Consider the following 24,048-nt stretch of genomic DNA (forward strand, 5'->3'; position numbering starts at 1 on the left):
AATTAGTAATCACAAAGTAAAGGCTGAATTTGGAAACTTTTCCTCATGCAAAACTGCGGTTAGAGCAAGTTAGTTTATATACAAAATTATCGGGTAACCAACAAGGATATCCGATATTACAAGATATTTCTTTTGAGGTGTTTGAGGGCGATCGCATTGCGATTGTTGGGCCTTCAGGGGCTGGGAAAACTCACTTATTACGTCTGCTTAACCGTTTGAGTGAACCAACCAGTGGCAAAATATATTTAGACAATCAGGAGTACAATCAAATTCCTGTTTTACAACTGCGCTCGCAAGTTATACTCGTACCCCAAGAGTCAAAGCTGTTGGGAATGACAGTCAAAGAAGCTTTGGCTTACCCTCTTGTTTTACGTGGTTTGCCCAAACAGACAATTCAGCAAAGAGTGAGCAACTGGATAGAACAGCTGCACATTCCCAATGATTGGCTAGGACGAACAGAAGTGCAACTTTCTGCGGGGCAACGTCAGCTAGTAGCGATCGCTCGTGCTTTAACTATTCAACCGCAAATTCTACTATTGGATGAGCCTACTTCTGCTTTAGATGCAGCTACAACTTCCCGTGTGATGCACATCCTCACTCAACAGGCTCAAAGTCATAAAACTACTATTTTGATGGTAAATCATCAACTGGAGATAGCTCAGGTGTTTTGCACACGGCTATTACACTTGGTGCAAGGAGGTTTATTGGTAAATCAGAGCGCTTCGAGTGTGGATTGGAATAAATTACGAGAAAGTTTAATACAAGCAGAAGCAGAAGCTAATGAAGAATGGGGATAGATAGTGGTTAGTGATTAGTGGATAGTGGAAAATTGGCAATTAACTACTATCTACTAACTACTGTACGGGCGGGTTTAAAAGATAAATCCTCGGTTTTAAACGAAAGATAATCAGTAAAACCCGCACGGCAGTCGCTACAACCGGGGGAACCCGACGCGCCAGGTGCTACAACCGGGGAAACCCGACGCCAGGTGCTACAACGCGGGAAACCCGCGCAACGCACTGCCTCCCCTACTAACCACTACCTACTAGCTACTAACTTTTATATTTGAGTAGTAACAGTTGAATGATGATTGTTGAACCTCTGTGCTGTTAATTTTGTTTGTGAGTGTACCATATTAGTGTTATTATTTAAAATTTCCATGTTGAAACGATATCCCACGTTACGAATAGTTTGAATTAAACTGGGTTGTCGCGGATCTAGTTCAACTTTTTTCCGCAATGATAAAACGTGAGTATCTATAGTGCGGGGATTGTCGATAGCATCAGGCCAAGCACGGCGTAGCAATTCCGATCTACTCAAAGGCACTCCTCCAGCTTGTGCTAGAACATACAGCAAGCTGAATTCTTGGGGGGTTAAATCAATAAACTCCCCTTGAAAACGGACGCGACGCTGCACTAGATCAATTTGCAACGTCCCATAATCTAAATAAGCTGGAGCAGCAGGTGTGCGCTTGCGACGAATGAGTGCCTCTACTCGTGCTAGAAACTCCTGCATCCCAAAAGGTTTACAGAGATAGTCATCTGCCCCCGCCTTCAAGCCAGCAACAATATCAGCTTCAGTACTTCGGGCAGATAGCATTAAGATCAATGGCTGTTGTTGACGATGTAACCAACGGCAAAACTCAATACCATCCCCATCAGGCAAGTCAGCATCTAAGATGACTAGTGTTGGTTGATGGCTTAAAAAAACTTCCCTTGCCTGATAAATACTTGCAGCTTGATGCACCCGATAGTCCAGTTGTTGCAAGTGCCAGCCAAGCAACGACCTCAGATGGGGATTTCCCTCAACGATTTCAATACAAACCGAACCCACGGTGGCAAGACCCCTTAGCGTGCATGACTTTCAAAGTAACAAAGCCTCTATCTTAGGTTTTGTAACCCTTGTTACTTCAATAGCTATTGACTTTTAATTTACTCATACTACATCTGACTAAATATTCACTCAAAAGCCTTGCCCCAAGCCAAGTTAGTCATTTTATTAAATTTTTGTTATTATTGTTAAAAGTTTTTTAGTTAAGTGTGCTGTTTACAAACTATTTACCAAAGAAAAGCTAGTGTGTTGGTTTTCTACAAACAAAAATTAATCTCACCTATATTTTTGGCTAGAAAAAGAAGCTGCTAAAAACAATCCTTAAGCAAATCGATAAATTTTGAGGCGCTAGTTGTAGATTTTTAATATAACGATCGCTTCTCAACCCATCAACTTTCCTGTTTTCTAGCTTAGGATTGATTTAGACTACAACTTATAAGGTGTATCTCCCACAGCAGATGATAGAGGTTTGAAATTTATATCAAACTGAAAGTGATACTTCACTTTTAAGCGTGAATAATTTACAATTCTCATTCCAAAGAGATTTTTATAGCAGAATATGCTCCAAGACACACAAACCATCCGCTATTACCAAAGATTAACCGACGCCTTCGTCGAGTTGTGGAATCGCGGTTATCGCACTGATGATATGCGGATGTATTTGGATGGTTATCTAGCCGCGCTGCGACACAGTAATGCCATTGAACCTTATTTGATCCATCGTCTAGAGGAGGAAGCTACCCGCTATTTATATGATGTGTCAAATTTTACAATGACGCAACCTGAACCTGAACCAGATTACTATAAGTGACTTTTTATATTAGTCATTTATAGTTACTACCGATTGACGCAGGCTATTATAGCATGATTCTTGTCTGAGTCAACCATGGTAATGGTGTGAAATTTGGAGATTTTTGAGCAATCAATCCCCTGTTGGCGTTCAAGACTTGCAACCGAGGGGATTTTTTGTGGGGTAGTAAAAAAGGCAGGAAGCAGTAGATGCAGTAGATCGGAGCAGCTACTTACCCTACCCTGCGGGAACCCTCTACTTTACAGAAGCCGTACCTACGGAAGCCGCTAGCTAACGCAATGCCTGACGGCGAACGCGTCTACCGCGTCTACGAGGGAATGGGAACACCCTGCGGGAAGGGCTTTGCCCAACAGTGTACAGAAGTCGCTAGCTAACGCAACGCCTGACGGCGAATATGCAAGAGCGTAGGTACGGCGTATCGGTTGGTAGGCAGAGGAGGCGCGAGTTCGCCACCTGCGGGCGAACAAGGAGCACCGTGGCAGAAGGTAGTCGCCATGAATAAAATTCACCACCAAGTTATGAAAAAGGCTTCTTTCCCCTACACCCTCCGAGTTTGTAATTTAGGCAGCCATGAAAAAGGTGCGCAACGCGATCGCATCACCCACCTCATGGATCTAACATTTCTTTACAACTTACGAAGCTAGAGCCACTTCTACCATTTGTTGCAATTCGCCTTTTTGGTAAAGTTCAATCATAATATCTGAACCACCAATGAATTGACCGTTGATATAAACTTGGGGAATTGTGGGCCAGTTGGAGTATTCTTTAATTCCCTGACGGATTTCGTAGTCATCTAGAATATTAACGGTTTCAAAGGGAACTCCTAATGTGTTTAAAATCTGTACAACATTGTTGGAGAAGCCGCACATAGGCATTAACTTAGTTCCCTTCATGAAAACTAAAATCTTGTTTTCTTTTACTAAATTGTCAATTCGCTCTTTGAGTTCTGGTGTCATAGTCTTTTGGGATTTTCTGTTACTTATAGGTCGTTAGTCATTCATCCATAGTACCTAGTGCAAAAATTTTTGACTATTGACTGCTTTGCCAAGCTTCAGGAGTATAGGTTTTTAGCGCCAAGGCATGGATTGCTTCAGTGGACATCGCTTGTTGTAGCGCACCATAAACCAACTGGTGTTGTTGCACTAATCCTTTACCTGCAAACTGCGATGAAACTACTGTGACTTGATAGTGATCGCCGCCACCAGTCAAGTCTTGCACCTGAATCTGGGCGTCTGGCAGTTCCGCCTTGATCATTGTTTCAATCTGCTGCGGACTAATCATCGCAATTCCTATAAAACTTCTCTTCTATTATTAGCAATTATTTATTCTATGACTTGCCAACATGGGATTTAGCAAGTTTAGGCAGAATCGCGCTTTCTAGCTAATATTTTTGGCAAGTGCGTTTTCTTTGACATTTACAAACCCATCCTACCACTTAGATATGCAAAAGCCCGCCTACCTACTGGCGGCGGTCTATAAAAGAAACTGATGCCAGGTATAGGTACTGTAATTACTTCTGAGATGAGGAAGAGGTACTGTTTGCTCCTCTGGGGAAAGGAGCATCAACAAACCCCAACTCCAATAATTGCTGGTAAGCTTTCTTACCTAAATCCCGCGTTGGATTTTGACTTTTAACAATTTGAATTAGTAATGGTACTGCCAATTCTGGTTTATTTTGCGCTCTGTGTACAAGGGCTAATTGATAGGTAGCTTCGTCTCGCATTTGAGCTGTTTCTAGTGCCTTTTTTCGCTGGGCATCGGCAACTCTATTGTCAATACCAGAAAAACTAGAGTTGAGATCTTGGTAGAAATTTGATAGCTGATTAAAAACTAATCGTGCTTCTTGGAGTTTCTTCGCAGCAGCATCATAATTTTGAGAATTAACAGCTTGGCTTGCCTCTGACATCAAACGCTTACCTCCGTCAAGGCTCAAAATACTGTTATTTTGAACTGCTGGGCGGAGATTGTTAGGATTATTGGGATCAATAGGTTGTGGTTGGTTGGGAGTATTTGTTAGCGTTGGTTGTTGAGCATTAACAGGTAATAGCAGGCTAAGGGCTGCTATGACTGATAAAAAACTGAAGCGAATTATGGGGACAGTTACTGCCGACTTCATGGGATAAATTTATGCAACTACTAAACAAAAAATTATAGGAACTTCGGGTATCTTAACTCTGTTTCGGACTTTGACCCAACAAAGCCATATCTTGAAGTTTCTCCGATCTAGACTGCAAATGAATCAAATCATGTTCCCATTGCCTCTTTAATCGTATTTTAAATGAGTAGCCATGAACGATCGCCTAAATTCCTCTGAGGTTTCTTCTGTTGGAGTATCCACAACTAGTCTGGGGTTGATTTTACAACGTGGTGGCGAAGAATTGATATTAGAAAAAGTGAGCGATCGCTTTACCATTCGTCCTGTTGATAACATTTCCCCTCAACAATTATCCCAAGCAAATTGGGGCAGTTGGTGTCGCAGTATCCCCAAAGCAAAACTGGCTTTATTCGCCGTTGCACCCACCCAACTAGACAGAGCTATGGCTGGAGCGCGTGCTTCTCAAAATGTGGCATTTGCCAGTCATGTTTACCAAATCAAAGATAATCCTACAGCGAAAGTTTATTTAACTGACCAAATTACAATTCAATTTGCTTCCTGGGTAGATACTGCCACTATTAATGCCATTACCACAAAATTTGGCTTAGTCCAAGTTAAATCTGTTCCTACTCTTGCCAATACTTTTGTTTTTTTAGTTAGTGAACAAGCTACAGAAAATCCAATCAAAATTACCAATCATTTGATTTCATTGCCAGAGATTTTAGTTGCTGAACCGAATATCATTGTTCATCAACAACATCATTACCAACCGCGAGATCCTCTCTATCCGCAGCAATGGTATCTCAATCATAAAGGCGGTAATCAATTGGCTAATGGTTCTCATATTTCTGTAGAAAACGCTTGGGATATTACTCGCGGTGTTCGTTCTGTGGTGGTGGCAGTGGTAGACGATTCTTTTGATTTAAACCACCCAGATTTTCAAGGTAGTGGGAAAATTGTTGCTCCCAGAGATTTCAAAGAAAATGACTTTTTGCCCTTACCTGACGAGCAAGAAACTAGCCACGGTACAGCTTGCGCGGGAATAGCATTGGCAGAAGAAAATGGTACGGGCATTGCTGGAGTTGCTCCTGGTTGTGCTTTGATGCCCATTCGTACTACTGGCTTTTTAGATGATGAATCTATCGAGGCGATTTTCGATTGGGCGACTGAAAAAGGGGCTAGTATAATTTCTTGCAGTTGGGGAGCATCAGCAATTTACTTCCCATTGTCCTTGCGCCAACGTACTGCTATTACTCGTGCTGCCACTAAAGGACGTAATGGTAAGGGCTGTGTGATTTTATTTGCTGCGGGGAATGCCAATCGTCCAATTAATGGCATCGTATACGAACAGGGATGGGAAAAAAATATTATTAAAGGTAATACCAAATGGTTAAGTGGATTTGCGGTACACCCAGATGTCATTGCGGTGGCTGCTTCCACTAGTTTGAATAAAAAAGCTGCTTACAGTAATTGGGGAAGTAATATTTCAGTTTGTGCGCCTAGTAACAACGCTTCACCAGGGATGTGGTTTCAAGAAACAGGTTATATCTATACCCAGCCTGCGATCGCCACAGCAATTTCTGGGCGAGGTATGTTCACTACCGATCAGGTAGGGGCTGCTGGCTATGATTCGAGCAACTTTACTGATAACTTTGGCGGAACTTCCAGTGCTACTCCCGTAGTTGCAGGTGTAGCAGCACTGATTTTATCTGTGAATCCTGACTTGAGTGCCAAACAAGTAAAACGCATTCTGGAAGAAACTGCTGATAAAATTGTTGACCTTGATGCTGATGCCCAATTAGGTTTACGTTATGGCAGTTACGATGAGAACGGTCATTCCCAATGGTTTGGTTATGGGAAGGTGAATGCTTTGCGGGCAGTGCAAGCAGCACAACAGCTAAGAACAGCCATGATCAGCGCTACCCGGCAAATCGGAGGACACAATCATAATCAGGTTTTAATTCCAGATAACGATCCACAAGGAATTAAAAGCGCGATCGCTATTTCTGACTCTAGTCTGGTAAAAGATATTCAGGTAAGCGTTAACATTACTCACGATTTTTTAGGCGATCTAGAGATTTATTTGATTGCTCCGAACAATCATCTTGTATTACTGCAAAATCGCACTTTAGGACGCCGCAGCGAATTACAAGCTACTTACACAGTACAATCACACCCAATCCTCCAGCAGTTACTGTCTTTGCCAGCCAATGGGCGTTGGCAATTGTGGATGATTGATCACGTATCGCAAGATGTAGGCAGACTGAATAACTGGGAATTAGCTTTGGGAATTTAGGAGACAAGGTGCAGGGGTAGAGGGGAAAGTAACTACTAACTACTGTACGGGCGGGTTTAAAAGATAAATTGTCGGTTTGAACTCAAAGATCATCAACAAAACCCGCACGGCAGTCGCTACAACGCCCTTAACCCGACGCCAGGTGACGCCAGGTGCTACCCTGCGGGAAGCCGCCCTCCGGGCGTCTACAACGCGCTTAACCCGCAAGGGCGCACTGGCTCCTTTATGCCGGGGAACCCGTCCACCCTCCGGGTACCCGGAGGGTACGCCCTTGGCGTACAGCAGTCCCCCAACCCTTACGGGAAGCCTTACCCTTCGGGAACGTCTTCGACGAACAGGTTCAGGGGTTCGCAATCGTGACGGGAACCGCCAAGACTGCGACCCCCTCACCGCTTTGCGTCTACGCCGGGAACCGCCTTTGGTGGTGGGCTGCTTCACCGCACTGGCTCCGCAAGGGCGCGCTGCCTCCCCTACTAACCACTAAAACCCCTCACAAATCAAGAATTGGGCATCTCAGCAAATGTATGAGTAGCGATCGCCGATTCATCATGGCTTAATAGTTTAAGTGCCTTGTCTAAATCACTAGTCAGGCGCTTGGCATCTTGTTTGCTTTTACCACTTATATAATCTGCTACTTGAATAGGTGAACCGATGTGAATGCTGACATTAGTACCCCAACGCGGATAAGGATCGCTGTAGTTGATACCGATAGGAACTATTTTCACTCCTAGTTCTGGATAGCTAGATTCAGCAGTCAAAGCCAAACGAGCAATTCCAGGCTTTAAAGGGTGTACTTTTCCATCTCGAAAAATACCACCTTCTGGGAATATCACTAGGGGTTCTTTTTGCTGAAGTATTTGAACACCATGACGCAAAGTCGTAACTGATGGGTGTTTGATATCTACAGGAAACCCTCCCATCCGGCGAACAAACCAGCCTTGTAATCCTTGGCACTCAGTAATAGTCACCATATAACGCAAGTCTCGTCCTGTAATCCAGCGTCCTGCTACGTAGGGTACAAGTATTGCATCCCAACGAGAACGATGAGTAGGAGCAAAGATTACAGGGCCAGTGAAGGGAATATTTTCTTTTCCAGTAATTTGAATTTGCCCAAAGAATAAAGGCAAAAAATTATACCCTAAAAGATAAGCTAAAGGAGTTAACCAAGGAGAAACCCATGAGGTAGTAGAAGCCACCTTCGTATTTACTTGGGTGCTGGCTAATATGTTCTGACTGGTATAGTCGGATGAGTGAAGTTCCATCATGACGGTGGCTGCTGACTGTTGGGTAAACTTTTACAATGTGATGAAATTATTGATTAAATACACCGTAGATTCTCTTCCCAGACTTGTGTCGCACCAGCTGGACAGTTTTACCTCTGTCCGTTAGTCTGTTTGATGTCGCAGATTAGCAAACCAGCTTTGCAATTGCTGACGACAAGCAGATTCTTGAATGCCTCCAATTACACGCAAACGGTGATTAGAAACCGCACTGTCAGGAATATTGGCAACAGTACGAATAGCGCCTGTTTTGGGGTCATCTAACCCATAAACCAAAAGCCCAATCCGGGCTTGAATAATTGCACCTGCGCACATCGGACAAGGTTCAAGAGTAACATAGAGAGTACATTGATTTAGACGCCAAGTTTTTAACTTACTAGCGGCTGCCCTCAGGGCAATTATCTCCGCATGAGCTGTTGGATCTTGGTCGCGTTCTTTTCTATTTTCGCCTTCTGCGATCGCTTCCCCAAAAGAATCAATAATTACAGCACCGACAGGAACTTCACCTGCATTCCCAGCTTGCTCTGCTAATTCTATGGCGCGATCCATCCATTGGCGATGTATAAGATATTCTGTGTATTTGAGTGACATATTTTGAGGCAAAGAATGCCCTTAGACTAGAAGTCTAGGGCTACACAAACAAAGCCCGTCTGCACGGGCTAATGACTTTATTTTGTACACATGGCGTGAATTCTTAAACTTCTTTCTCTTCGGCGAAAGTTTCCAATCTTGCCGCTACATAGTTGAGCGCATCTATGAACTTATAGGAGTAGCATTCCTCGAACTTAGCAAAGCCTTCTTGCCTTAGCCATTTGGCAACCATCAGTAGTTGTTCAGAATCAAGTTTTGACAGCATTTCAGACTCAATTGCTGTTGTGTCAATTTTGTTAGAACTGTCCATCTACTTTTTAATTCCCTTTGTTGTTGGTAAATCTTCCAGACAATTTAAAGTGCTGGCTGGGCTAAAAGATTGTCAAGTTGACCTTTTGTATCTAACTCATAGATGTCATCACAGCCACCAATGTGTTGATTGTTAATGAAAATTTGCGGTACAGTGCGGCGTCCGTTGGCACGTTCTGCCATTTTTGCTCTCGCTGCTTCGTTGCCATCAATCTTATATTCGGTAAACTTGACACCCTTCCACCACAACAGCATCTTGGCACGGATGCAGTAAGGGCAGGTTTGCCAAGTGTAAATCTCAACATTGGCTTTGACACGTTCTGGATGGCGATTGAGAAGAGGATTGAGAAAGTCCAGCATAATAGAAAAATCGCAAGCTAAAAGTGTGACGTTCTATAAACGTCTGTATGGATTCTAATAAATTTATCCGCCTCAAAATAAAGGACATTTATCTGTACAGGTAATACTTTTGATATCCCTTGGTAAATAAAGCCGACAGTGAAGACTATTTTCCACATTCCCACGGGTATCCGCCCTTTGGTAGACTGTAAAACTGAATCGGCCAGATGAAAAGTCGCAAAATCAAGCTATCGAGAGGGCAGACTCTGTGGAAAATACTCTTGGGTTAGAGATTATTGAGGTAGTTGAGCAAGCCGCGATCGCTTCTGCTCGTTGGATGGGCAAGGGCGAAAAAAATACTGCTGATCAAGTAGCTGTAGAAGCTATGCGGGAGCGGATGAATAAAATCTATATGCGCGGTCGCATTGTGATTGGGGAAGGTGAACGCGATGATGCCCCTATGCTCTATATCGGGGAAGAAGTCGGTATTTGTAGCAGTCCGGATGCCAAGGACTTTTGTAACCCAGATGAATTGATTGAAATTGATATCGCTGTTGACCCCTGTGAAGGTACTAACCTAGTAGCATATGGTCAACCAGGCTCGATGGCTGTTTTGGCAATTTCTGAAAAAGGTGGTTTGTTTGCCGCTCCCGACTTCTACATGAAGAAGTTAGCAGCTCCTCCTGCTGCTAGGGGGAAAGTGGACATTAACAAATCTGCAACAGAAAACCTCAAGATTCTCGCCGAGTGTTTAGATCGCTCTATCGAAGAACTTGTTGTAGTGGTAATGAAGCGTGAGCGTCACAACGATTTGATTAAAGAAATCCGGGAAGCAGGAGCTAGAGTTCAACTCATTTCGGATGGTGATGTCGGTGCCGCTCTATCCTGTGGTTTTGCTGGTACCAATATTCATGCCTTAATGGGAATTGGTGCTGCTCCAGAAGGTGTAATTTCTGCTGCGGCAATGCGTGCTTTGGGCGGACACTTCCAAGGACAGCTGATTTACGATCCGGCGATCGTGAAGACAGGTTTGATTGGCGAAAGCAAAGAAGCCAACCTTGATCGGCTAAAGTCAATGGGTATTAACGATCCTGATAAAGTCTACGATGCTCATGAGTTGGCGTCTGGTGAAACTGTTTTGTTTGCTGCTTGCGGCATCACCACTGGTAACCTCATCCAAGGTGTGCGCTTCTTCCACGGAGGAGCACGAACTCAAAGTCTGGTAATTTCTAACCAGTCCAAAACTGCTCGATTTGTCGATACAATCCATATGTTCGACGAACCAAAATCACTGCAACTGCATTAATTAATGAAGAATGGGGATGGATAATGGTTAGTAGATAGTAGTTAGTAGTTGGTAGTTAGTAGTTGGTAGGGGCGGGTTTAGAAGATAAATTATCGGTTTAAACCGTTCATATAATCAACAAAACCCGCCCGTACAGTAGTTACTTATTAACCACTATCCATTACCCACTATCGACTATCCACTAACTACTAGCAGCCATTTATTCCCTTTTCCTTAATTTCCAATTCTCAATTACAATCACCGATTCGTAACTAAGATTTAGCAGATGAATATAGCAGTGGTGGGGTTAAGCCATAGAACAGCCCCAGTAGAAGTCCGGGAAAAACTGAGCATTCCAGAACCACAGACCGAAAGCGCGATCGCACAGTTGCTTAGTTATCCTCATCTTAAAGAAGTTGCCATCCTCAGTACTTGTAACCGTCTAGAAATTTACATTGTGACAGAGGAATCTGAACAAGGCGTTCGAGAAGTAAGCCAGTTTCTCTCAGAACACAGTAAATTACCTACGCAGTTGCTCCGGCAACACTTGTTTGTATTATTACATCAAGATGCAGTCATGCATTTAATGCGAGTAGCTGCTGGTTTAGATAGCTTGGTACTCGGAGAAGGCCAAATTCTTGCCCAGGTAAAAAATACTCACAAACTGGGACAACAATATAACGGTATAAAAACAATTTTGAATCGATTATTCAAACAAGCAATAACATCTGGCAAGCGAGTACGTACCGAAACCAGTATTGGTACTGGTGCAGTCTCTATCAGTTCTGCGGCTGTAGAATTGGCACATATGAAGGTAGAAAACTTGGCGGCTTGCCGAGTGGCAATTCTAGGTGCTGGTAAGATGTCGCGGTTGTTGGTACAACACCTTATTTCTAAGGGTGCTGCCAAAATTTGTATTCTAAATCGCTCTGTGGGACGGGCGCAGGAGTTGGCTCAACAGTTCCCTGAACACAATATCCAAATTTGTTTGCTTTCGGAAATGCTGACAGTTATTTCCGAATGCGATTTAGTATTTACCAGTACAGCCGCGACTGATCCAATTCTTGATCGCGCCAAACTAGAACTGGTTTTGGAACCTAATCGCGGTTTGATGTTAATTGATATTTCTGTACCTCGCAATGTCCATGTTGATGTCAACGAATTGGCAAACGTGCAAGCGTTCAATGTCGATGATTTAAAGGCTGTGGTGGCGCAAAATCACGAAAGCCGCCGCAAGATGGCACAAGAAGCAGAAGGGATTTTAGAACAGGAAGTAGAAGCTTTTGATGTTTGGTGGCGATCGCTAGAAACTGTCTCCACTATCAGTTGTCTGCGAAACAAAATTGAAACCATTCGAGAACAAGAATTAGAGAAAGCTTTATCAAGATTAGGTTCTGAATTTGGTGATAAACATCAAGAAGTGATTGAAGCTTTAACAAGAGGAATAGTTAACAAAATTTTACATGACCCAATGGTGCAATTGCGAGCGCAGCAAGATGTAGAGGCAAGACGTCGCTGTATGCAAGCTCTGCAAATGTTATTTAACCTAGATGCAGGTGAGCAGTTTAGTTGAGTAGGGGCTAGAGGCTAATTATCAGTTATCAGTTATCAGTTATCAGTTATCTAAACAGAATCCAGGAGCCAGAATTCACCAATTGCATTTTGACTCCTTGGCCAAGCAACTCTATCTCCACTTCTGACTTCTTTTTTGTTCACTGATTACTGTTTACTGTTCACTGTCTTTAGTTCCTAATCCCTTCCAGTTCCTTGTATATGAAACAGATTTCTCGATTAGTTTTGCTGCTGTTAGGTTTGTGGTTAGTTTTTGAATTAGCCTCACGTCTGGCAGCAGAAATTTTTTGGTTTGATGAAGTTGGATATTTACAAGAATTTTTATTACGCTTGGTGACGCAACTTGGGACATGGACGATCGCCTTTTTGTTTTCCGTTAGTTTTTTACTAGGCAATTTAGCGATCGCCAATCAACTCAAGCATCCCCAAGTTTATAGGGTTCAGGGTACAAGCTATAGGGTAGATGTTAGCAGCAATATTTCAAATTCTCCCTTAAAACTGCGCTTTCTGATGCCAGTAGTGGTGGTGTTGAGTGCGGGAGCAGGGTTAATTCTGATTTACTATGCCCAGCAAGCCCTAAATTTTTGGTATCCAAATATCAAACTTCCTACTACCTCTTGGCAGTTGTCATCCCAGTTCCAGCTATTTTCCCAACTGTTGCAATTACAAGCAATACCTATTCCTCTGGTGCAGCTGGGTTTACTAGTAGTTTTGACAATCGCAATTTTAATTTATCATCAGTTTCTCTTGGGGGCGATCGCTTTACTCATCAGCTTGCTGTTGGGTTTTTTGCTGTCAGGACGGTGGATAGTAATTTTACAATATTTCCGTAGCACTAGTTTTCAAGACAAAGATCCGCTTTTCCATCGGGATATTAGCTTTTACATATTTTCTCTGCCGATTTGGGAACTATTAAATTTTTGGTTATTAGGAATATTTTTATACGCTGTTGTTTCCGTAGGATTAATTTATTTACGCTCCGCCAATAGTTTGAGTGAGGGATGGTTTCCAGGATTTACTATGCCGCAGCGTCTTCACTTAAACGGTTTAGCAAGCTTGCTGATGCTAACACTAGCTCTGCATTATTGGTTGCAGCGCTATCGACTTTTGTATTCTACCGATGGCGTTAACTACGGTGCTAGCTACACAGAGGTTCACGCACAGTTGCCAATTTATACTGCCTTAAGCTTTTTGGCAGTAGTGATCGCTATTTACCTGCTATGGCGAATATTTGTTTTGTCCGGTTCCAGACAATCAAGATTAAAACCTATTCCCTTTCCGCGCCAATTGGTTTACTTGCTGGTATTTTACCTTTTGTTGGCAGGAGTTTCTGGCAAAATTTTGCCTACTATAGTACAACGTCTGATTGTCCAACCCAATGAATTAACACGAGAAAGACCGTATATTTCCCGCACTATTGCTCTTACCCGGCAGGCATTTAATTTAAACGCCATTGATGCGGAAACCTTCGATCCGCGAGGTAGATTGACAGCTGCCGATTTAGAAGAAAATGATCAGACAATTCGCAATATCCGCTTGTGGGATACTCGTCCTCTTTTGGAAACCAACCGCCAACTCCAACAAATTCGACCTTACTACAAGTTTCCCGATGCTGACATTGACCGCTACACACTCTTGCGAGACTTGACAACTCAAACAACAGAATATCAACAAACTATTATTGCTGCACGAGAACTAGACTATGGTGATGTTCCCGAACAAGCGCAGACATGGATTAATCAACATCTAGTTTATACGCATGGTTACGGGTTTACACTTAGCCCTGTCAATTTAGTTGCCCCTGGTGGATTACCTTATTATTACGTTAAAGATATTGGGGTAGATGGTACAGACAAGCAGGGTTCGTTGCAGATTACAAGCAAGGAAATTCGTGCCAGCATTCCTATCGGTCAACCGCGAATTTATTATGGGGAAATTAGCGATACTTATGTCATGACTGGGACAAGAACGCAAGAGTTAGATTATCCCAGTGGTAATGAGAATATCTATAACGTCTATGACGGACAGGGGGGAATTTCTATAAGTGCTACATGGCGGCGTTGGTTGTTTGCTCAGTATCTCAAAGATTGGCAAATGCTGCTGACGCGTAGCTTTACTCCCCAAACAAAGTTGTTATTTCGTCGTAATATCCGCCAAAGAATTCAGGCGATCGCTCCTTTTTTGCGTTTCGATGGCGATGCATACTTAGTTGCTGCTGACGGGGGAGGCGAAACTATAGAAGGTGAGCCAACTTATCTTTACTGGATTATTGACGCTTACACCACAAGCGATCACTATCCTTATTCCGATCCTGGTAACAATCGATTTAATTACATCCGCAACTCTGTCAAAGTAGTTGTCGATGCCTATAATGGCACAGTCGATTTTTATGTTGCCGATCCAAGCGATCCTATTATTGCAACTCTGGGGAAAGTTTTTCCGAAAATGCTAAAACCACTCTCAGCAATGCCACTTCCCCTGCGCAGCCACATCCGCTATCCATTGGATTTCTTTAGTATTCAATCAGAACGACTGCTGGCGTATCACATGAGAGATCCACAGGTATTTTACAATCGAGAAGACTTGTGGGAGATACCGACAGAAATTTATGGCAGCGAACAGCGTCAAATAGAACCCTACTACCTGATCATGAAGTTGCCACAAGCACAAACAGAAGAGTTTATTCTCCTGATGCCCTTTAAGCCTGTACAACGTGCAAATTTGATTGCTTGGCTTGCAGCACGTTCTGATGGAGAAAATTATGGCAGGTTATTGCTATACGAATTCCCGAAACAGCAATTAGTCTATGGTACTCAGCAAATCGAAGCTTTAATTAACCAAGATCCGGTGATTTCTCAGCAAATTTCTCTGTGGAATCGCGAGGGTTCGCGAGCAATTCAAGGTAATCTTTTGGTGATACCAATTGAACAATCGCTGCTTTACGTCGAACCTTTATATCTGGAAGCAGAACAAAATAGCTTGCCAACTTTTGTGAGGGTGATTGTTGCTTACGAAAATCGAATAGTGATGGCAGAAACTTTAGAGCAAGCATTAGCTGCAATATTTCAGCCCCAGCAACCTACTTCTCCAGCCATCATTCGCCCCCTACAGGAAAATTAAAACTAAGTATTAGTAATTAGTTAACATCTAAGCATACAAAATATTACTAACTTTATACGGTAGGGGACAGACAAAAAAACTGGCAAAACAGTAGACTAAAGCTTGTTTGGCAAGTGCAAAAAGTATAAATTGCTTTTGCTAGTTGGTTGCTAATCAAACGAGTTAGGAAAGTTACCAATAGTAGATGGACACTTTAACTAATTCGCGCCCTCGTCCCCTACTATAACGGTACTCCGAGTTAGCGGTGAGTAGTTCACACTTTGATATCAACAGTGACGTTTTATTCATAAATACTATTGACTCTGGTACAAGACGAGAAATTGAGGATACAGTAGAACTTTTGTGCTAGCAAGTAGAAACTCTCAAGCAACAATTGCAATACAAGCAGTTAGAACTACAGGAGATAGAGCAAGAGTTGAGTTATGTAAATAAGGAGTTATGTGCCGCACTTACGTCAGAGTGGTTAACACTTGATGAGGCTAAAGAATTAGCTAAAAAGATTTTAATAAGTAAAAAAACTGTCCGTGAGTCTGTAGCTGAACTTCTCAGTGCCATCTATAATTTGACGGTCGAAACTTCAGAGTTGGGACACATAGACACACCGAATTCTATTACTCTTTTGAAAAACGCTTTAGACAATCGGTCGCTTGCTGAGTTTAAGATACTCAAGAGTATGATGGCGATGCTGAGAGAGCAAGCTACTGAAATTAGGGCGAACTCTAGGATGCTGAGAAACCAAGCTTGTCAAATTAGGACTGAGTCTAGAAAGCTTCAAGCTGAATCAAATGAACTTGGAGTTAACTTTATTGGCTTGCGGGCTTCTTACCTATCTCGTCAAACTAATTTTAGCCACAGCCAATTCCTTAGCAATTCATCGAAGCTAACGCTCCAATGAATTGCTCGATTTTTTCTGTCATAACTAGGTTTACCAAGGTAGAGGCGATCGCATCTAGAGGAAGAACCAAATCGACTTTTCCTGTATCAATCGCAGATTTGGGCATACTGAAACACTCACAACTAGCCTCATCTTGAGCGATCGCCGTACCGCCATACTTTTTAATGGCTAGTATCCCCAAAGTGCCATCACTGTCTCTACCAGTCAGAACAACTGCGATCGCTCGACTTTGAAAAGTAGCCGCCACTGACATGAACAGTTTATCAGCTGCCGGACGGACGAAGTTCACTTTTGGTGCATCTGAGAGAGATACAGTGCCATCTAGGTTAACCAGCAGGTGCTTGTTTGGAACAAGGGTGTAGACTGTTCCTGGTCGTAAAAGCTCTCCTTCCTCTACCTGCTTTACCCGTAAAGCCGTGCGGCGGCTGAGGATTTCTGCCAAATAGCTGGGGTACTGAGGAGATGAATGCAGTACAACAACTATCGCTGCCGGAAAATCAGCTGGCAATGCAGACAAAATTTTGCTAATGGCTTTTAGCCCACCTTTAGAAGCTGCTATCGCTACTACGTTGTAAGCAACATTAGGAAAGTGAGAAATAACCCTGTGTCTCATGTCATATTACTTATTTTTCTTCTGCTTGCTGATGTTTTTGTAAGCGATCGCCCCCGGCAGGTGCGGCGGGGGCAGAAAATCGGAGATTTTCTGCCCCCGCTCGCCTCATTGCTACTACAGTGCCTGAATATAGAGAGTGAATAGAAAAAATTGTACGTTACAGTACAATCCCCATTGTATGAAGAAATAGATTAAATGTATCTGAGCGTACAAACTTTATTTACAAAAGAGTTCATCTTTCGCCAGAGGGTTTCGACCAATGATTTGAGCTATCTGATAGAGATAAGACTGGCTGAAAGAGGCTCTTTATGTCCGCGTCCCAAAACCCCCGTAATTCAATTAAAAATCAGCTGTTGGCTGCTCTGCCCCCAGAGGAATACGAACGCCTCCTGCCTTACATGGAGTTAGTCTCTCTAGATTTAAAACAAATCCTCTACGCACCTAACGAACCGATCCAATATGTCTATTTCCTCAACAGTGGCGTCGGTTCTCTGCTCTCTTTAGTGGAAAGTGGTGATGCAGTGGAAGTAGGTACGGTGGGTAATGAAGGGATGGTGGGTTTGCCTGTATTTCTGGGAGCCAACTCAATTCCCGGTGAGGCTATTCAACAAATTCCTGGTGAAGGCATGAGGATGAGGGCGGATGTATTTCAACGTGAAGTGACTCCAGGTAGCCCGCTTTACAAATTGCTGCAACTCTACACGCAAGCGCTATTTAATCTAATCGCTCAATCTTCTGCTTGCAACCGCCTGCACTCCATTGAACAGCGGTTTTGCCGGTGGATGTTGATGACTCGCGATCGAGTGGGAGCAGATCAATTTCCTCTCACCCAAGAGTTTCTAGCACAAATGCTAGGGGTGCGTCGCGCAAGTGTGAGTGAAGTTGCCACTACTATTGCGAGGGCAGGATTCATCAGCTACAAGTATGGCAAGATGACTATTCTTGACACAGAAGGTTTGGAGTCAACCTCCTGTGAGTGTTATGTGATCGTTAAACGAGAGTTCGAGCGCTTGCTGGGTGGTAATTCAGCTTTTAGCTAGATTGCAAAGCTCTCTTCGCTTCAGACGCAACAGCTTCTACTTCATCATTAGCCAGAGTTTGCAATACCGAATTCGCTTCTGTACCTCCCAAACTAGCAAGGGCTTGCACCACTCTATAACGAACTTGCCAATCTGGATTGTTGGCATAGGGAGTTAAGAGCGGAACTGCTTGTGTATTTCCTAATTCTCCAAAGGAGCTAATAGCAGCAGTTTGTACTAACTCATTATCTGAAGAAAGTGCTTGTCTAAGTAAATCAAAAGAGCGCGGATCGCCCAACTCTCCCAAAGCCGCGATGATACTGAACTTGACGATCCATTCATTGCTGGTTTGATAAAGGTTTTGTAAATCTTCAAAAGCTGCATCTAGCTTCAGAGCGCCCAAACAGTCTGCGGCTGCGGCTTGCACGTCGGGTTCCGGATCGTTGAGCAAGCGATCGCGCAACACATTCAAAGATAAATCTAAATCCTGTCCGCCCAAAGTATCAAACTGACTCACTGCCGAGTATCGCACACGGGAATTGCTGTCATTAATAGCGTTTTGTATCAATTCAAAGCCAATTGTTGGTTCCAGTTGACGGATTTGATTTACTGCTCGCAAGCGATCACCCAAATCCTCAGAACTTAGCAATTGCTTTACAGAATCAGGAGTAACACTCATTTTTTATCTCTCTTTTTTTAAAATAGTCGTCATGAACCGCGTATTAAAGAGGACACGGGGACAAGGGGAGGGGGAGAGTGGGAGATGGGGAAGCTGGGGAGAGAACTACCAACCACTAACCACTGTACGGGAGGCAGCGCGCCCTTGCGGAGCCAGTGCGGTGAAGCAGCCCCCGTCTTGGCGGTTCCCGGCGTAGACGCAAAGCGGTGAGGGGGTCGCAGTCTTGGCGGTTCCCGTCACGATTGCGAACCCCTGAACCTGTTCGTCGAAGACGTTCCCGAAGGGTAAGGCTTCCCGTAAGGGTTGGGGGACTGCTGTACGCCCTTGGCGTTCCCTTTGGGTACCCGGAGGGTGGGACGGGTTCCCCGGCATAAAGGAGCCAGCGCGTTGCGCGGGTTCCCCGCGTTGTAGCGACTGGCGTCACCTGGCGTCGGGATAAGGGCGTTGTAGCGACTGCCGTGCAGGTTTAGAAGATAAATTATCCGTTTGAACGGCAAGATTATCAACAAAACCCGCCCCTACTAACCAATAACTAATCTTGGCTTGCTGCCATTGCCCGAATAATGTCACCACGGGTGAGAATACCAATAACTTGGCCCTCGCTGTCAAGTACCGGTAAGCGGTGAACTTTGCGATCGCTAATGATTTTTGCGGCTTCTTTTAGAGGTTTGTCAGGGGAAATAGTAATCGGGTTTTTACTCATCACTTCCCCTACAGTTTGTCCCAGAGCCTTGTGTAAGTCACGTTCGTAAGTGGCAGGATTCTTTAAATAGATGACACTATCAAGAAACATAATGTAAGCCGGAGGAGTGACACCAGTTTCTTGCCACATCAAATCTGTCTCCGAGATAATACCTACCAGTTTTCTGGCATCATCTACAACAGGTAGCCCACTAATGCGTCGTTCTGCCAAAATTTGGATGGCTTCTTGAAGAGGAGTTTCTGGGCGGACAACAATTGGATTGCGGCTCATCACGTCGGCAACGGTTCTAGGCATGGGCTTTAGTGATACCTTTTATCAATGACTCTGGATTTATTGTAGAAAATCACAGGTCTTAACTTGATGGGGTGAAATAGATTGTTACTTATGTAGCTTTAGATCTAACTTCGTAAAACTCAATCCACTGGCAATGCGATCACACTAACCTGACTAATTAAAAATGTCTGTTAGTTATTGTTAGTGGTGTTGGATTAGTAAAATATTGAACGAATAATTATTTTTTAAATCAGTACAATAAAATAAAAATAAGTATAAAATACTTTCTGCAAAACAGAGATTGAACAAGCTCAAAAATTTCTTTGAGTGGAAGTGCTTGATTTCATCCAATGTCTTAAGGCTAAATCTTTAGAAGAAAAGATAGAAATAAGTATACTAAGTCAGTCTTCCTTAAAAAAACTGGTTGAAACCAGAGGAGACTATAACTCCAAGCTACAGATTTTGCAGTAAGTGTTGTTAATTTCTGTTTCTAGTTTGCTGGCAAAGTGGTACATAACCAACTCATCAATTAATTTAAAAAGTGATTGCAATTTCAAATTAAGTATACTAAGCAAAAAAATCTTTAAATTTTTAACTCAATTATCTTAAATTCTCATCATGCAAGCTATATCTCTTAATAAGCCAAATCTGCCTGAACCCCCCTCCTTTACTTCGCCAGAAGAAGAACGCCTGCATCGCAAACAACGTTTGGCAGCAGCATTTCGACTATTTTCTCGCTTTGGATTTAGTGAAGGTGTGGCAGGACATATTACCGCTCGCGATCCAGAATACCCTGATTGCTTCTGGGTTAACTCCTTTGGTATGCACTTTAGTTTAATTCGAGTGAGCGATTTAATTTTGGTGAATCATCAAGGTGACGTGATTGAAGGCGATCGCCCAATTAACCAAGCAGCTTTTGCGATTCACTCCCAAGTGCATATGGCTCGTCCTGATGTTGTAGCGGCAGCTCATGCTCACTCACTTTACGGTAAAAGCTGGTCTAGTCTTGGTCGCCTACTTGATCCTCTCACCCAAGATGCTTGTTCTTTTTATGAAAACCACAGCCTATTTGATGATTATACGGGTGTAGTTCTGCAACCAGAAGAAGGCAGGCGTATTGCCAAAACTCTAGGTGATAATAAAGCCATTATTCTTAAAAATCACGGCTTGCTCACTGTCGGTCATTCGGTTGATGAAGCTGCATGGTGGTTTATCACAATGGAGCGCACCTGTCAAGCTCAATTACTGGCAGAGGCTGCTGGTAAGCCTATTCCCATCAAACACCAATATGCTAGTTTGGCACATAGCCAAGTCGGTTCGCACTATATGGGATGGTTTAGTTTTCAACCACTGTATGAGATGATTGTGCGTCAAGAACCCGACTTGCTGGAGTAATATCGTTTATCTTTTATGAAATAAGGCAGAAGGCAGCTATGCTGGAGGCAGAAGGTAAGGTTGTTTGTTCCATTTGTAGCGGGTGGTACGCCCCCAATCGGACACCTATAGCCCGCGCAGGTAGGCTTAGTTCTTATAGCCCGACTCTTCTGGGATTTGGGCGATATCGACTCGAACACTTTTACTACTTAAAAGCTCCAAGTTCCAATCTTTGAGTGTCACCCAAGGTTTGGGTACGTACTCAATATCAAGTGCGGAGAGTGCCGTTTCTGCTATGACATTATGCACGACTGTCGTGGGATGTACGCCGTCCCAAAATAAATAATTGTCTGGGTTGGGACACACACTAAAATTACCTTGTACTACATCCTGCAAGCTGCCTACTAAACAAGCATCAGTGACATTGGTTAAATTTAAGCCAAATTCACTGGGGGCAGCCTGCACTCTATTAAATAGAGACTCAATATCTAGCGGAATAATTTTAATGCCAGGAATTATACTCAGTTTCTGTAAAGCTTCCGCCAATGCTTGGTTATGTTTTTTAGTTAAAGCTGTTAGCAGGCTGGCATTTTCTGTTCTTGATGTAAAAGGAATCTTGCCCAAATCTGGCAAGTTAGGGACAATTATATTTTTGGCGCCCGATACGGCAAGTAGTGCGATCGCAGCTGATATATTCGCAATTGGTTGCTTAACATCAGTGACATTACCAAACAGATAATCATTCCCACCTGCCCATACGATATAAAGTGCGTTTGGATCGGCTTGTTGATTTTCTGTAAATAAGTTTACTTGCGCTAATGCTCCTGGCAATAGTTCTTTAGGGTCAAATAAGGTATTAAACAGACCAGAACCCGCACCACCAAATGCATAATTAATACCATCGGATGGAGTAGAATTTTGCAAATTGGTGAATAAAACTGGTTTTAGCCCCAACCGCTCTCCAAGATATTCCACCCACACTTTCCCATTGGAAAAACGTCCTTCAAAGTAAGGAGGACTTGGAGGTGCTTGAAACTTTGTAGCGTTGTAGAGATTACCCGCATCAGAAAGACTATCACCGAATATGTAAATTTTTTCAGGATCTGTATTTGCAGCCGCAGTCTTAAGCGGCGACAGCAAAGACAAAAGAAACAATCCCGCCGCTACCAGTTTTATTTTCATGTCAATTAGTCCCTGCTTCTTAGTTGTTAGAAAAGACAAGTGCTGCGCAGGCGATTATACTTAAGTATTTTTGATATCAAAATAAACTTGACAACTTTACTATTGCGTAAATAAACACAAATTAACTCTGTATTCTCTTATATAAAAGAGAGTAAAGTTCCACAGAGCATTTATCTTGATTGATTTTTTATAATTAAGCAGTTTTTTATAAAGAAACGATAAAGGTGTTCCAATTAGAAGCTTGAGAATTGCCCATCTACTGGGATTGTGGTTGTGAAGTAGGTTGTGGCGATCGCTGTAATTTCAAAGCATCAGTGGCCGACATTCCCTCACCTTGAGTGCCAAAATACCATAGCGCCGCAGCTGCTTCAGCACGAGTCACTGGCTTTTTAGGTTGAAACAGTGTCGTATAGCCAAATACCCGTCGAATATTTGATTGTTCGCCATTCTGGAAATCTGCCAGCACAGCTCGTAACGCTTTGGAGTCAATTTTGCCGACATCTTGAAAGCCCCAAGTTTGTTTTACCGCATCTAAGTTAGCAGTGGGCAATGCTTGGCGAGTATCTAGAGGCACTTTCCATAAAATCAACTGCTCTCGTGTTAACGGTGCATCAGGACGAAACAAAACTTGGGTAGAATCACCAGATAAAGGACTAGGAATCAAACCAGCTTCCGCCAATCCTTGAATAGCTGAAAAATCAGGATCTGTTGGTGGTACATCACTAAAGGCTGGTTGAGCACTTTCCGATGCTAAACGAATCTGTTTAGACGGATTGTTGGGATGCATGGCATTATTAGCAGCTACTAGCCAACGAGCGTATTCGCGGTGGGTAATGGCTTGATTTGGTGCAAACTGGTTAGTTGTGTTGTTGGAGTTGCTTTTGGTAGCATTGGATTCTAGAGACAAAACACCCAAAGCTGCCAAATCTTGAATGTATTTCCGCAATTCTTGTGGCACCTTATTCAGGTCGCTAAATTCCTGCGGACTTGTTCCAGATGCACCTATAGTGTTATTTGTGGTGTTAGGTGTGCTAACTGGCTGTGATACTGAGTTGTTTGGTTGTACAGGCCCTACAAACTGCGAGTCACTCGGCTGAGGAACTATGTTATTAGTACTTTGACCAGTTTGTGCTGTGGTTGTAGTACTTGGTTGATACTCAATTAGTAATTCGGTAGCTGTTTGTGGTTGGTTAGGTGCTGCGCTAGTCACGGGTTTAGGCACAATTGTTACTTTTAGCTGTAAATCATTGTGCCGTGCTTCAAAAGAGCCTCCCTGTTCATCGGTTGGCTGTTGCACAATTTGCCAGTTATTTGTCTGAAACTGGTTGCGGTAGTAGCTGGCGATGAAATTGATTGGATCTGAGCTTAACCAACGTGTTGATACTCGGTTTTCTGTATCACTACTAGGAATAACTTCCTGTAATTGGGCGTTGGGATAAAGGGGGATTTCTTTAGGAAAATCAGTTGGTAACTGTACTGCTGAGTTGTTTTGTTGAGTTGGGCGATCGCCTGTTTGATTGCCACCAAAAATTACGGGATTGTCTTTCAACCTTGAGTCTGCCGCCAAAGACTGTTCTAGATTCTTGGCGATTTGACTGTTGGAACAGGCTGTTAACGAAGTGAGTAAAACTGCCAAGCTGATTGACACAGCCAAAGGGTTAGAGTGCAGCACGGTAAATCACAAATCGAGTGTCGATTCCTACCCTAGCGCATCCAGGCAACTAAAGGCAGTCACTATTAACTTCATCCCCGATCAATTAAAATTGATCCTTTACTGTACTA

The 24,048-nt window shown here is 43.2% G+C and carries 26 protein-coding genes; 11 read left to right on the top strand and 15 right to left on the bottom strand.

The features are described from left to right. The first annotated feature begins 29 nt into the window (after positions 1-29). Positions 30-797 (top strand): ABC transporter ATP-binding protein, encoded by a 768-nt coding sequence (locus QUB80_RS09420; RefSeq protein WP_289789242.1) that lies wholly within the window; start codon positions 30-32, stop codon positions 795-797. A 262-nt stretch (positions 798-1,059) separates the two neighbouring features. On the opposite strand, the gene QUB80_RS09425 is transcribed toward QUB80_RS09420, so the two are convergent. Beyond that, positions 1,060-1,833: a response regulator transcription factor gene (locus QUB80_RS09425; protein WP_289789243.1), complete on the bottom strand. Its 774-nt coding sequence runs from the start codon at positions 1,831-1,833 to the stop codon at positions 1,060-1,062. Positions 1,834-2,389: 556 nt separating this feature from the next. On the opposite strand from QUB80_RS09425, the gene QUB80_RS09430 reads away from it, so the two are divergent. After that, positions 2,390-2,641, top strand: a complete 252-nt coding sequence (locus QUB80_RS09430) for a DUF6761 family protein (RefSeq protein ID WP_289789244.1) — start codon at positions 2,390-2,392, stop codon at positions 2,639-2,641. Between the two features lie 370 nt (positions 2,642-3,011). Here QUB80_RS09430 and QUB80_RS09435 read toward each other — a convergent pair whose 3' ends face one another. Continuing rightward, entirely contained in the window at positions 3,012-3,137 is a 126-nt protein-coding gene (locus QUB80_RS09435) for a hypothetical protein (protein ID WP_289789245.1), read from the bottom strand. Between QUB80_RS09435 and QUB80_RS09440 the strand changes: the two genes are divergently transcribed. Next, positions 3,136-3,285 (top strand): hypothetical protein, encoded by a 150-nt coding sequence (locus QUB80_RS09440; RefSeq protein WP_289789246.1) that lies wholly within the window; start codon positions 3,136-3,138, stop codon positions 3,283-3,285. The genes QUB80_RS09435 and QUB80_RS09440 overlap by 2 nt on opposite strands. Here QUB80_RS09440 and grxD read toward each other — a convergent pair. The 3 genes from grxD to QUB80_RS09455 form a co-directional block, all read right to left on the bottom strand. Beyond that, on the bottom strand, positions 3,274-3,597 hold the full coding sequence (gene grxD, locus QUB80_RS09445; RefSeq protein ID WP_016872484.1) for a Grx4 family monothiol glutaredoxin: 324 nt from the start codon (positions 3,595-3,597) through the stop codon (positions 3,274-3,276). The two genes, QUB80_RS09440 and grxD, sit on opposite strands and share 12 nt — an antisense overlap. A gap of 73 nt (positions 3,598-3,670) precedes the next feature. After that, positions 3,671-3,922 (bottom strand): BolA family protein, encoded by a 252-nt coding sequence (locus QUB80_RS09450; RefSeq protein WP_276745226.1) that lies wholly within the window; start codon positions 3,920-3,922, stop codon positions 3,671-3,673. Between the two features lie 229 nt (positions 3,923-4,151). Continuing rightward, positions 4,152-4,757, bottom strand: coding sequence for a hypothetical protein (locus QUB80_RS09455; RefSeq protein ID WP_289789247.1), 606 nt, complete (start codon positions 4,755-4,757; stop codon positions 4,152-4,154). A gap of 172 nt (positions 4,758-4,929) precedes the next feature. Between QUB80_RS09455 and QUB80_RS09460 the strand changes: the two genes are divergently transcribed. Beyond that, positions 4,930-7,032, top strand: a complete 2,103-nt coding sequence (locus tag QUB80_RS09460; protein ID WP_289789248.1) for a S8 family serine peptidase — start codon at positions 4,930-4,932, stop codon at positions 7,030-7,032. Between the two features lie 39 nt (positions 7,033-7,071). On the opposite strand, the gene QUB80_RS09465 is transcribed toward QUB80_RS09460, so the two are convergent. Then, on the bottom strand, positions 7,072-7,239 hold the full coding sequence (locus QUB80_RS09465; protein WP_289789249.1) for a hypothetical protein: 168 nt from the start codon (positions 7,237-7,239) through the stop codon (positions 7,072-7,074). 64 nt (positions 7,240-7,303) lie between these two features. Between QUB80_RS09465 and QUB80_RS09470 the strand changes: the two genes are divergently transcribed. Continuing rightward, positions 7,304-7,516 (top strand): hypothetical protein, encoded by a 213-nt coding sequence (locus QUB80_RS09470; protein ID WP_289789250.1) that lies wholly within the window; start codon positions 7,304-7,306, stop codon positions 7,514-7,516. A 13-nt stretch (positions 7,517-7,529) separates the two neighbouring features. Here the strand turns inward: QUB80_RS09470 and QUB80_RS09475 are convergent, their stop codons facing one another. The 4 genes from QUB80_RS09475 to grxC form a co-directional block, all read right to left on the bottom strand. After that, complete coding sequence (locus tag QUB80_RS09475) at positions 7,530-8,294, bottom strand: lysophospholipid acyltransferase family protein (protein WP_289789480.1); 765 nt, start codon at positions 8,292-8,294, stop codon at positions 7,530-7,532. A gap of 123 nt (positions 8,295-8,417) precedes the next feature. Further along, positions 8,418-8,903: a tRNA adenosine(34) deaminase TadA gene (gene tadA / locus QUB80_RS09480; RefSeq protein ID WP_289789251.1), complete on the bottom strand. Its 486-nt coding sequence runs from the start codon at positions 8,901-8,903 to the stop codon at positions 8,418-8,420. A 103-nt stretch (positions 8,904-9,006) separates the two neighbouring features. Further along, positions 9,007-9,213 carry a hypothetical protein gene (locus QUB80_RS09485; RefSeq protein WP_289789252.1) on the bottom strand — a complete coding sequence of 69 codons (207 nt, stop codon included), beginning with the start codon at positions 9,211-9,213 and terminating at the stop codon, positions 9,007-9,009. A gap of 44 nt (positions 9,214-9,257) precedes the next feature. Further along, on the bottom strand, positions 9,258-9,572 hold the full coding sequence (grxC, locus tag QUB80_RS09490; RefSeq protein WP_289789253.1) for a glutaredoxin 3: 315 nt from the start codon (positions 9,570-9,572) through the stop codon (positions 9,258-9,260). 247 nt (positions 9,573-9,819) lie between these two features. On the opposite strand from grxC, the gene glpX reads away from it, so the two are divergent. From glpX to QUB80_RS09510, 4 genes are all read left to right on the top strand, one after another. Then, positions 9,820-10,857 carry a class II fructose-bisphosphatase gene (gene glpX, locus QUB80_RS09495; RefSeq protein ID WP_289789254.1) on the top strand — a complete coding sequence of 346 codons (1,038 nt, stop codon included), beginning with the start codon at positions 9,820-9,822 and terminating at the stop codon, positions 10,855-10,857. Positions 10,858-11,122: 265 nt separating this feature from the next. After that, positions 11,123-12,409 carry a glutamyl-tRNA reductase gene (locus QUB80_RS09500; RefSeq protein ID WP_289789255.1) on the top strand — a complete coding sequence of 429 codons (1,287 nt, stop codon included), beginning with the start codon at positions 11,123-11,125 and terminating at the stop codon, positions 12,407-12,409. Positions 12,410-12,609: 200 nt separating this feature from the next. Continuing rightward, complete coding sequence (locus tag QUB80_RS09505) at positions 12,610-15,528, top strand: UPF0182 family protein (protein ID WP_289789256.1); 2,919 nt, start codon at positions 12,610-12,612, stop codon at positions 15,526-15,528. A gap of 373 nt (positions 15,529-15,901) precedes the next feature. Next, positions 15,902-16,423, top strand: coding sequence for a hypothetical protein (locus QUB80_RS09510; RefSeq protein WP_289789257.1), 522 nt, complete (start codon positions 15,902-15,904; stop codon positions 16,421-16,423). Here the strand turns inward: QUB80_RS09510 and QUB80_RS09515 are convergent. Beyond that, the gene (locus QUB80_RS09515) at positions 16,392-17,036 is read right to left on the bottom strand and encodes a chemotaxis protein CheB (protein ID WP_289789258.1); all 645 of its coding nucleotides are present in this window, start codon (positions 17,034-17,036) and stop codon (positions 16,392-16,394) included. The two genes, QUB80_RS09510 and QUB80_RS09515, sit on opposite strands and share 32 nt — an antisense overlap. Positions 17,037-17,344: 308 nt before the next feature. On the opposite strand from QUB80_RS09515, the gene QUB80_RS09520 reads away from it, so the two are divergent. Next, positions 17,345-18,076 carry a Crp/Fnr family transcriptional regulator gene (locus QUB80_RS09520; RefSeq protein ID WP_289789259.1) on the top strand — a complete coding sequence of 244 codons (732 nt, stop codon included), beginning with the start codon at positions 17,345-17,347 and terminating at the stop codon, positions 18,074-18,076. Here QUB80_RS09520 and nblB read toward each other — a convergent pair. Next, positions 18,069-18,734: a phycobilisome degradation protein NblB gene (gene nblB / locus QUB80_RS09525; RefSeq protein ID WP_289789260.1), complete on the bottom strand. Its 666-nt coding sequence runs from the start codon at positions 18,732-18,734 to the stop codon at positions 18,069-18,071. The two genes, QUB80_RS09520 and nblB, sit on opposite strands and share 8 nt — an antisense overlap. Before the next feature lie 532 nt (positions 18,735-19,266). Further along, the gene (locus tag QUB80_RS09530) at positions 19,267-19,731 is read right to left on the bottom strand and encodes a CBS domain-containing protein (RefSeq protein ID WP_289789261.1); all 465 of its coding nucleotides are present in this window, start codon (positions 19,729-19,731) and stop codon (positions 19,267-19,269) included. A 597-nt stretch (positions 19,732-20,328) separates the two neighbouring features. On the opposite strand from QUB80_RS09530, the gene QUB80_RS09535 reads away from it, so the two are divergent. Further along, on the top strand, positions 20,329-21,105 hold the full coding sequence (locus QUB80_RS09535; protein ID WP_289789262.1) for a class II aldolase/adducin family protein: 777 nt from the start codon (positions 20,329-20,331) through the stop codon (positions 21,103-21,105). A gap of 126 nt (positions 21,106-21,231) precedes the next feature. Here QUB80_RS09535 and QUB80_RS09540 read toward each other — a convergent pair whose 3' ends face one another. Beyond that, complete coding sequence (locus QUB80_RS09540) at positions 21,232-22,266, bottom strand: SGNH/GDSL hydrolase family protein (RefSeq protein ID WP_289789263.1); 1,035 nt, start codon at positions 22,264-22,266, stop codon at positions 21,232-21,234. A 256-nt stretch (positions 22,267-22,522) separates the two neighbouring features. Then, positions 22,523-23,938, bottom strand: a complete 1,416-nt coding sequence (locus QUB80_RS09545) for an S-layer homology domain-containing protein (protein ID WP_289789264.1) — start codon at positions 23,936-23,938, stop codon at positions 22,523-22,525. Between the last annotated feature and the right edge of the window lie 110 nt (positions 23,939-24,048).

The organism is Chlorogloeopsis sp. ULAP01, from assembly GCF_030381805.1.
Taxonomy (GTDB): Bacteria; Cyanobacteriota; Cyanobacteriia; order Cyanobacteriales; family Nostocaceae; genus Chlorogloeopsis.

Bases quoted from the DNA above. Each gene is read 5' to 3' on its own strand.
- QUB80_RS09430 (WP_289789244.1), top strand. From the start codon at position 2,390: ATGCTCCAAGACACACAAACCATCCGCTATTACCAAAGATTAACCGAC.
- QUB80_RS09440 (WP_289789246.1), top strand. From the start codon at position 3,136: ATGAATAAAATTCACCACCAAGTTATGAAAAAGGCTTCTTTCCCCTAC.
- QUB80_RS09435 (WP_289789245.1), bottom strand. From the start codon at position 3,137: ATGGCGACTACCTTCTGCCACGGTGCTCCTTGTTCGCCCGCAGGTGGC.
- grxD (WP_016872484.1), bottom strand. From the start codon at position 3,597: ATGACACCAGAACTCAAAGAGCGAATTGACAATTTAGTAAAAGAAAAC.
- QUB80_RS09450 (WP_276745226.1), bottom strand. From the start codon at position 3,922: ATGATTAGTCCGCAGCAGATTGAAACAATGATCAAGGCGGAACTGCCA.
- QUB80_RS09455 (WP_289789247.1), bottom strand. From the start codon at position 4,757: ATGAAGTCGGCAGTAACTGTCCCCATAATTCGCTTCAGTTTTTTATCA.
- QUB80_RS09460 (WP_289789248.1), top strand. From the start codon at position 4,930: ATGAACGATCGCCTAAATTCCTCTGAGGTTTCTTCTGTTGGAGTATCC.
- QUB80_RS09475 (WP_289789480.1), bottom strand. From the start codon at position 8,294: ATGGAACTTCACTCATCCGACTATACCAGTCAGAACATATTAGCCAGC.
- tadA (WP_289789251.1), bottom strand. From the start codon at position 8,903: ATGTCACTCAAATACACAGAATATCTTATACATCGCCAATGGATGGAT.
- QUB80_RS09485 (WP_289789252.1), bottom strand. From the start codon at position 9,213: ATGGACAGTTCTAACAAAATTGACACAACAGCAATTGAGTCTGAAATG.
- grxC (WP_289789253.1), bottom strand. From the start codon at position 9,572: ATGCTGGACTTTCTCAATCCTCTTCTCAATCGCCATCCAGAACGTGTC.
- QUB80_RS09500 (WP_289789255.1), top strand. From the start codon at position 11,123: ATGAATATAGCAGTGGTGGGGTTAAGCCATAGAACAGCCCCAGTAGAA.
- QUB80_RS09505 (WP_289789256.1), top strand. From the start codon at position 12,610: ATGAAACAGATTTCTCGATTAGTTTTGCTGCTGTTAGGTTTGTGGTTA.
- QUB80_RS09515 (WP_289789258.1), bottom strand. From the start codon at position 17,036: ATGAGACACAGGGTTATTTCTCACTTTCCTAATGTTGCTTACAACGTA.
- QUB80_RS09520 (WP_289789259.1), top strand. From the start codon at position 17,345: ATGTCCGCGTCCCAAAACCCCCGTAATTCAATTAAAAATCAGCTGTTG.
- nblB (WP_289789260.1), bottom strand. From the start codon at position 18,734: ATGAGTGTTACTCCTGATTCTGTAAAGCAATTGCTAAGTTCTGAGGAT.
- QUB80_RS09530 (WP_289789261.1), bottom strand. From the start codon at position 19,731: ATGCCTAGAACCGTTGCCGACGTGATGAGCCGCAATCCAATTGTTGTC.
- QUB80_RS09535 (WP_289789262.1), top strand. From the start codon at position 20,329: ATGCAAGCTATATCTCTTAATAAGCCAAATCTGCCTGAACCCCCCTCC.
- QUB80_RS09540 (WP_289789263.1), bottom strand. From the start codon at position 22,266: ATGAAAATAAAACTGGTAGCGGCGGGATTGTTTCTTTTGTCTTTGCTG.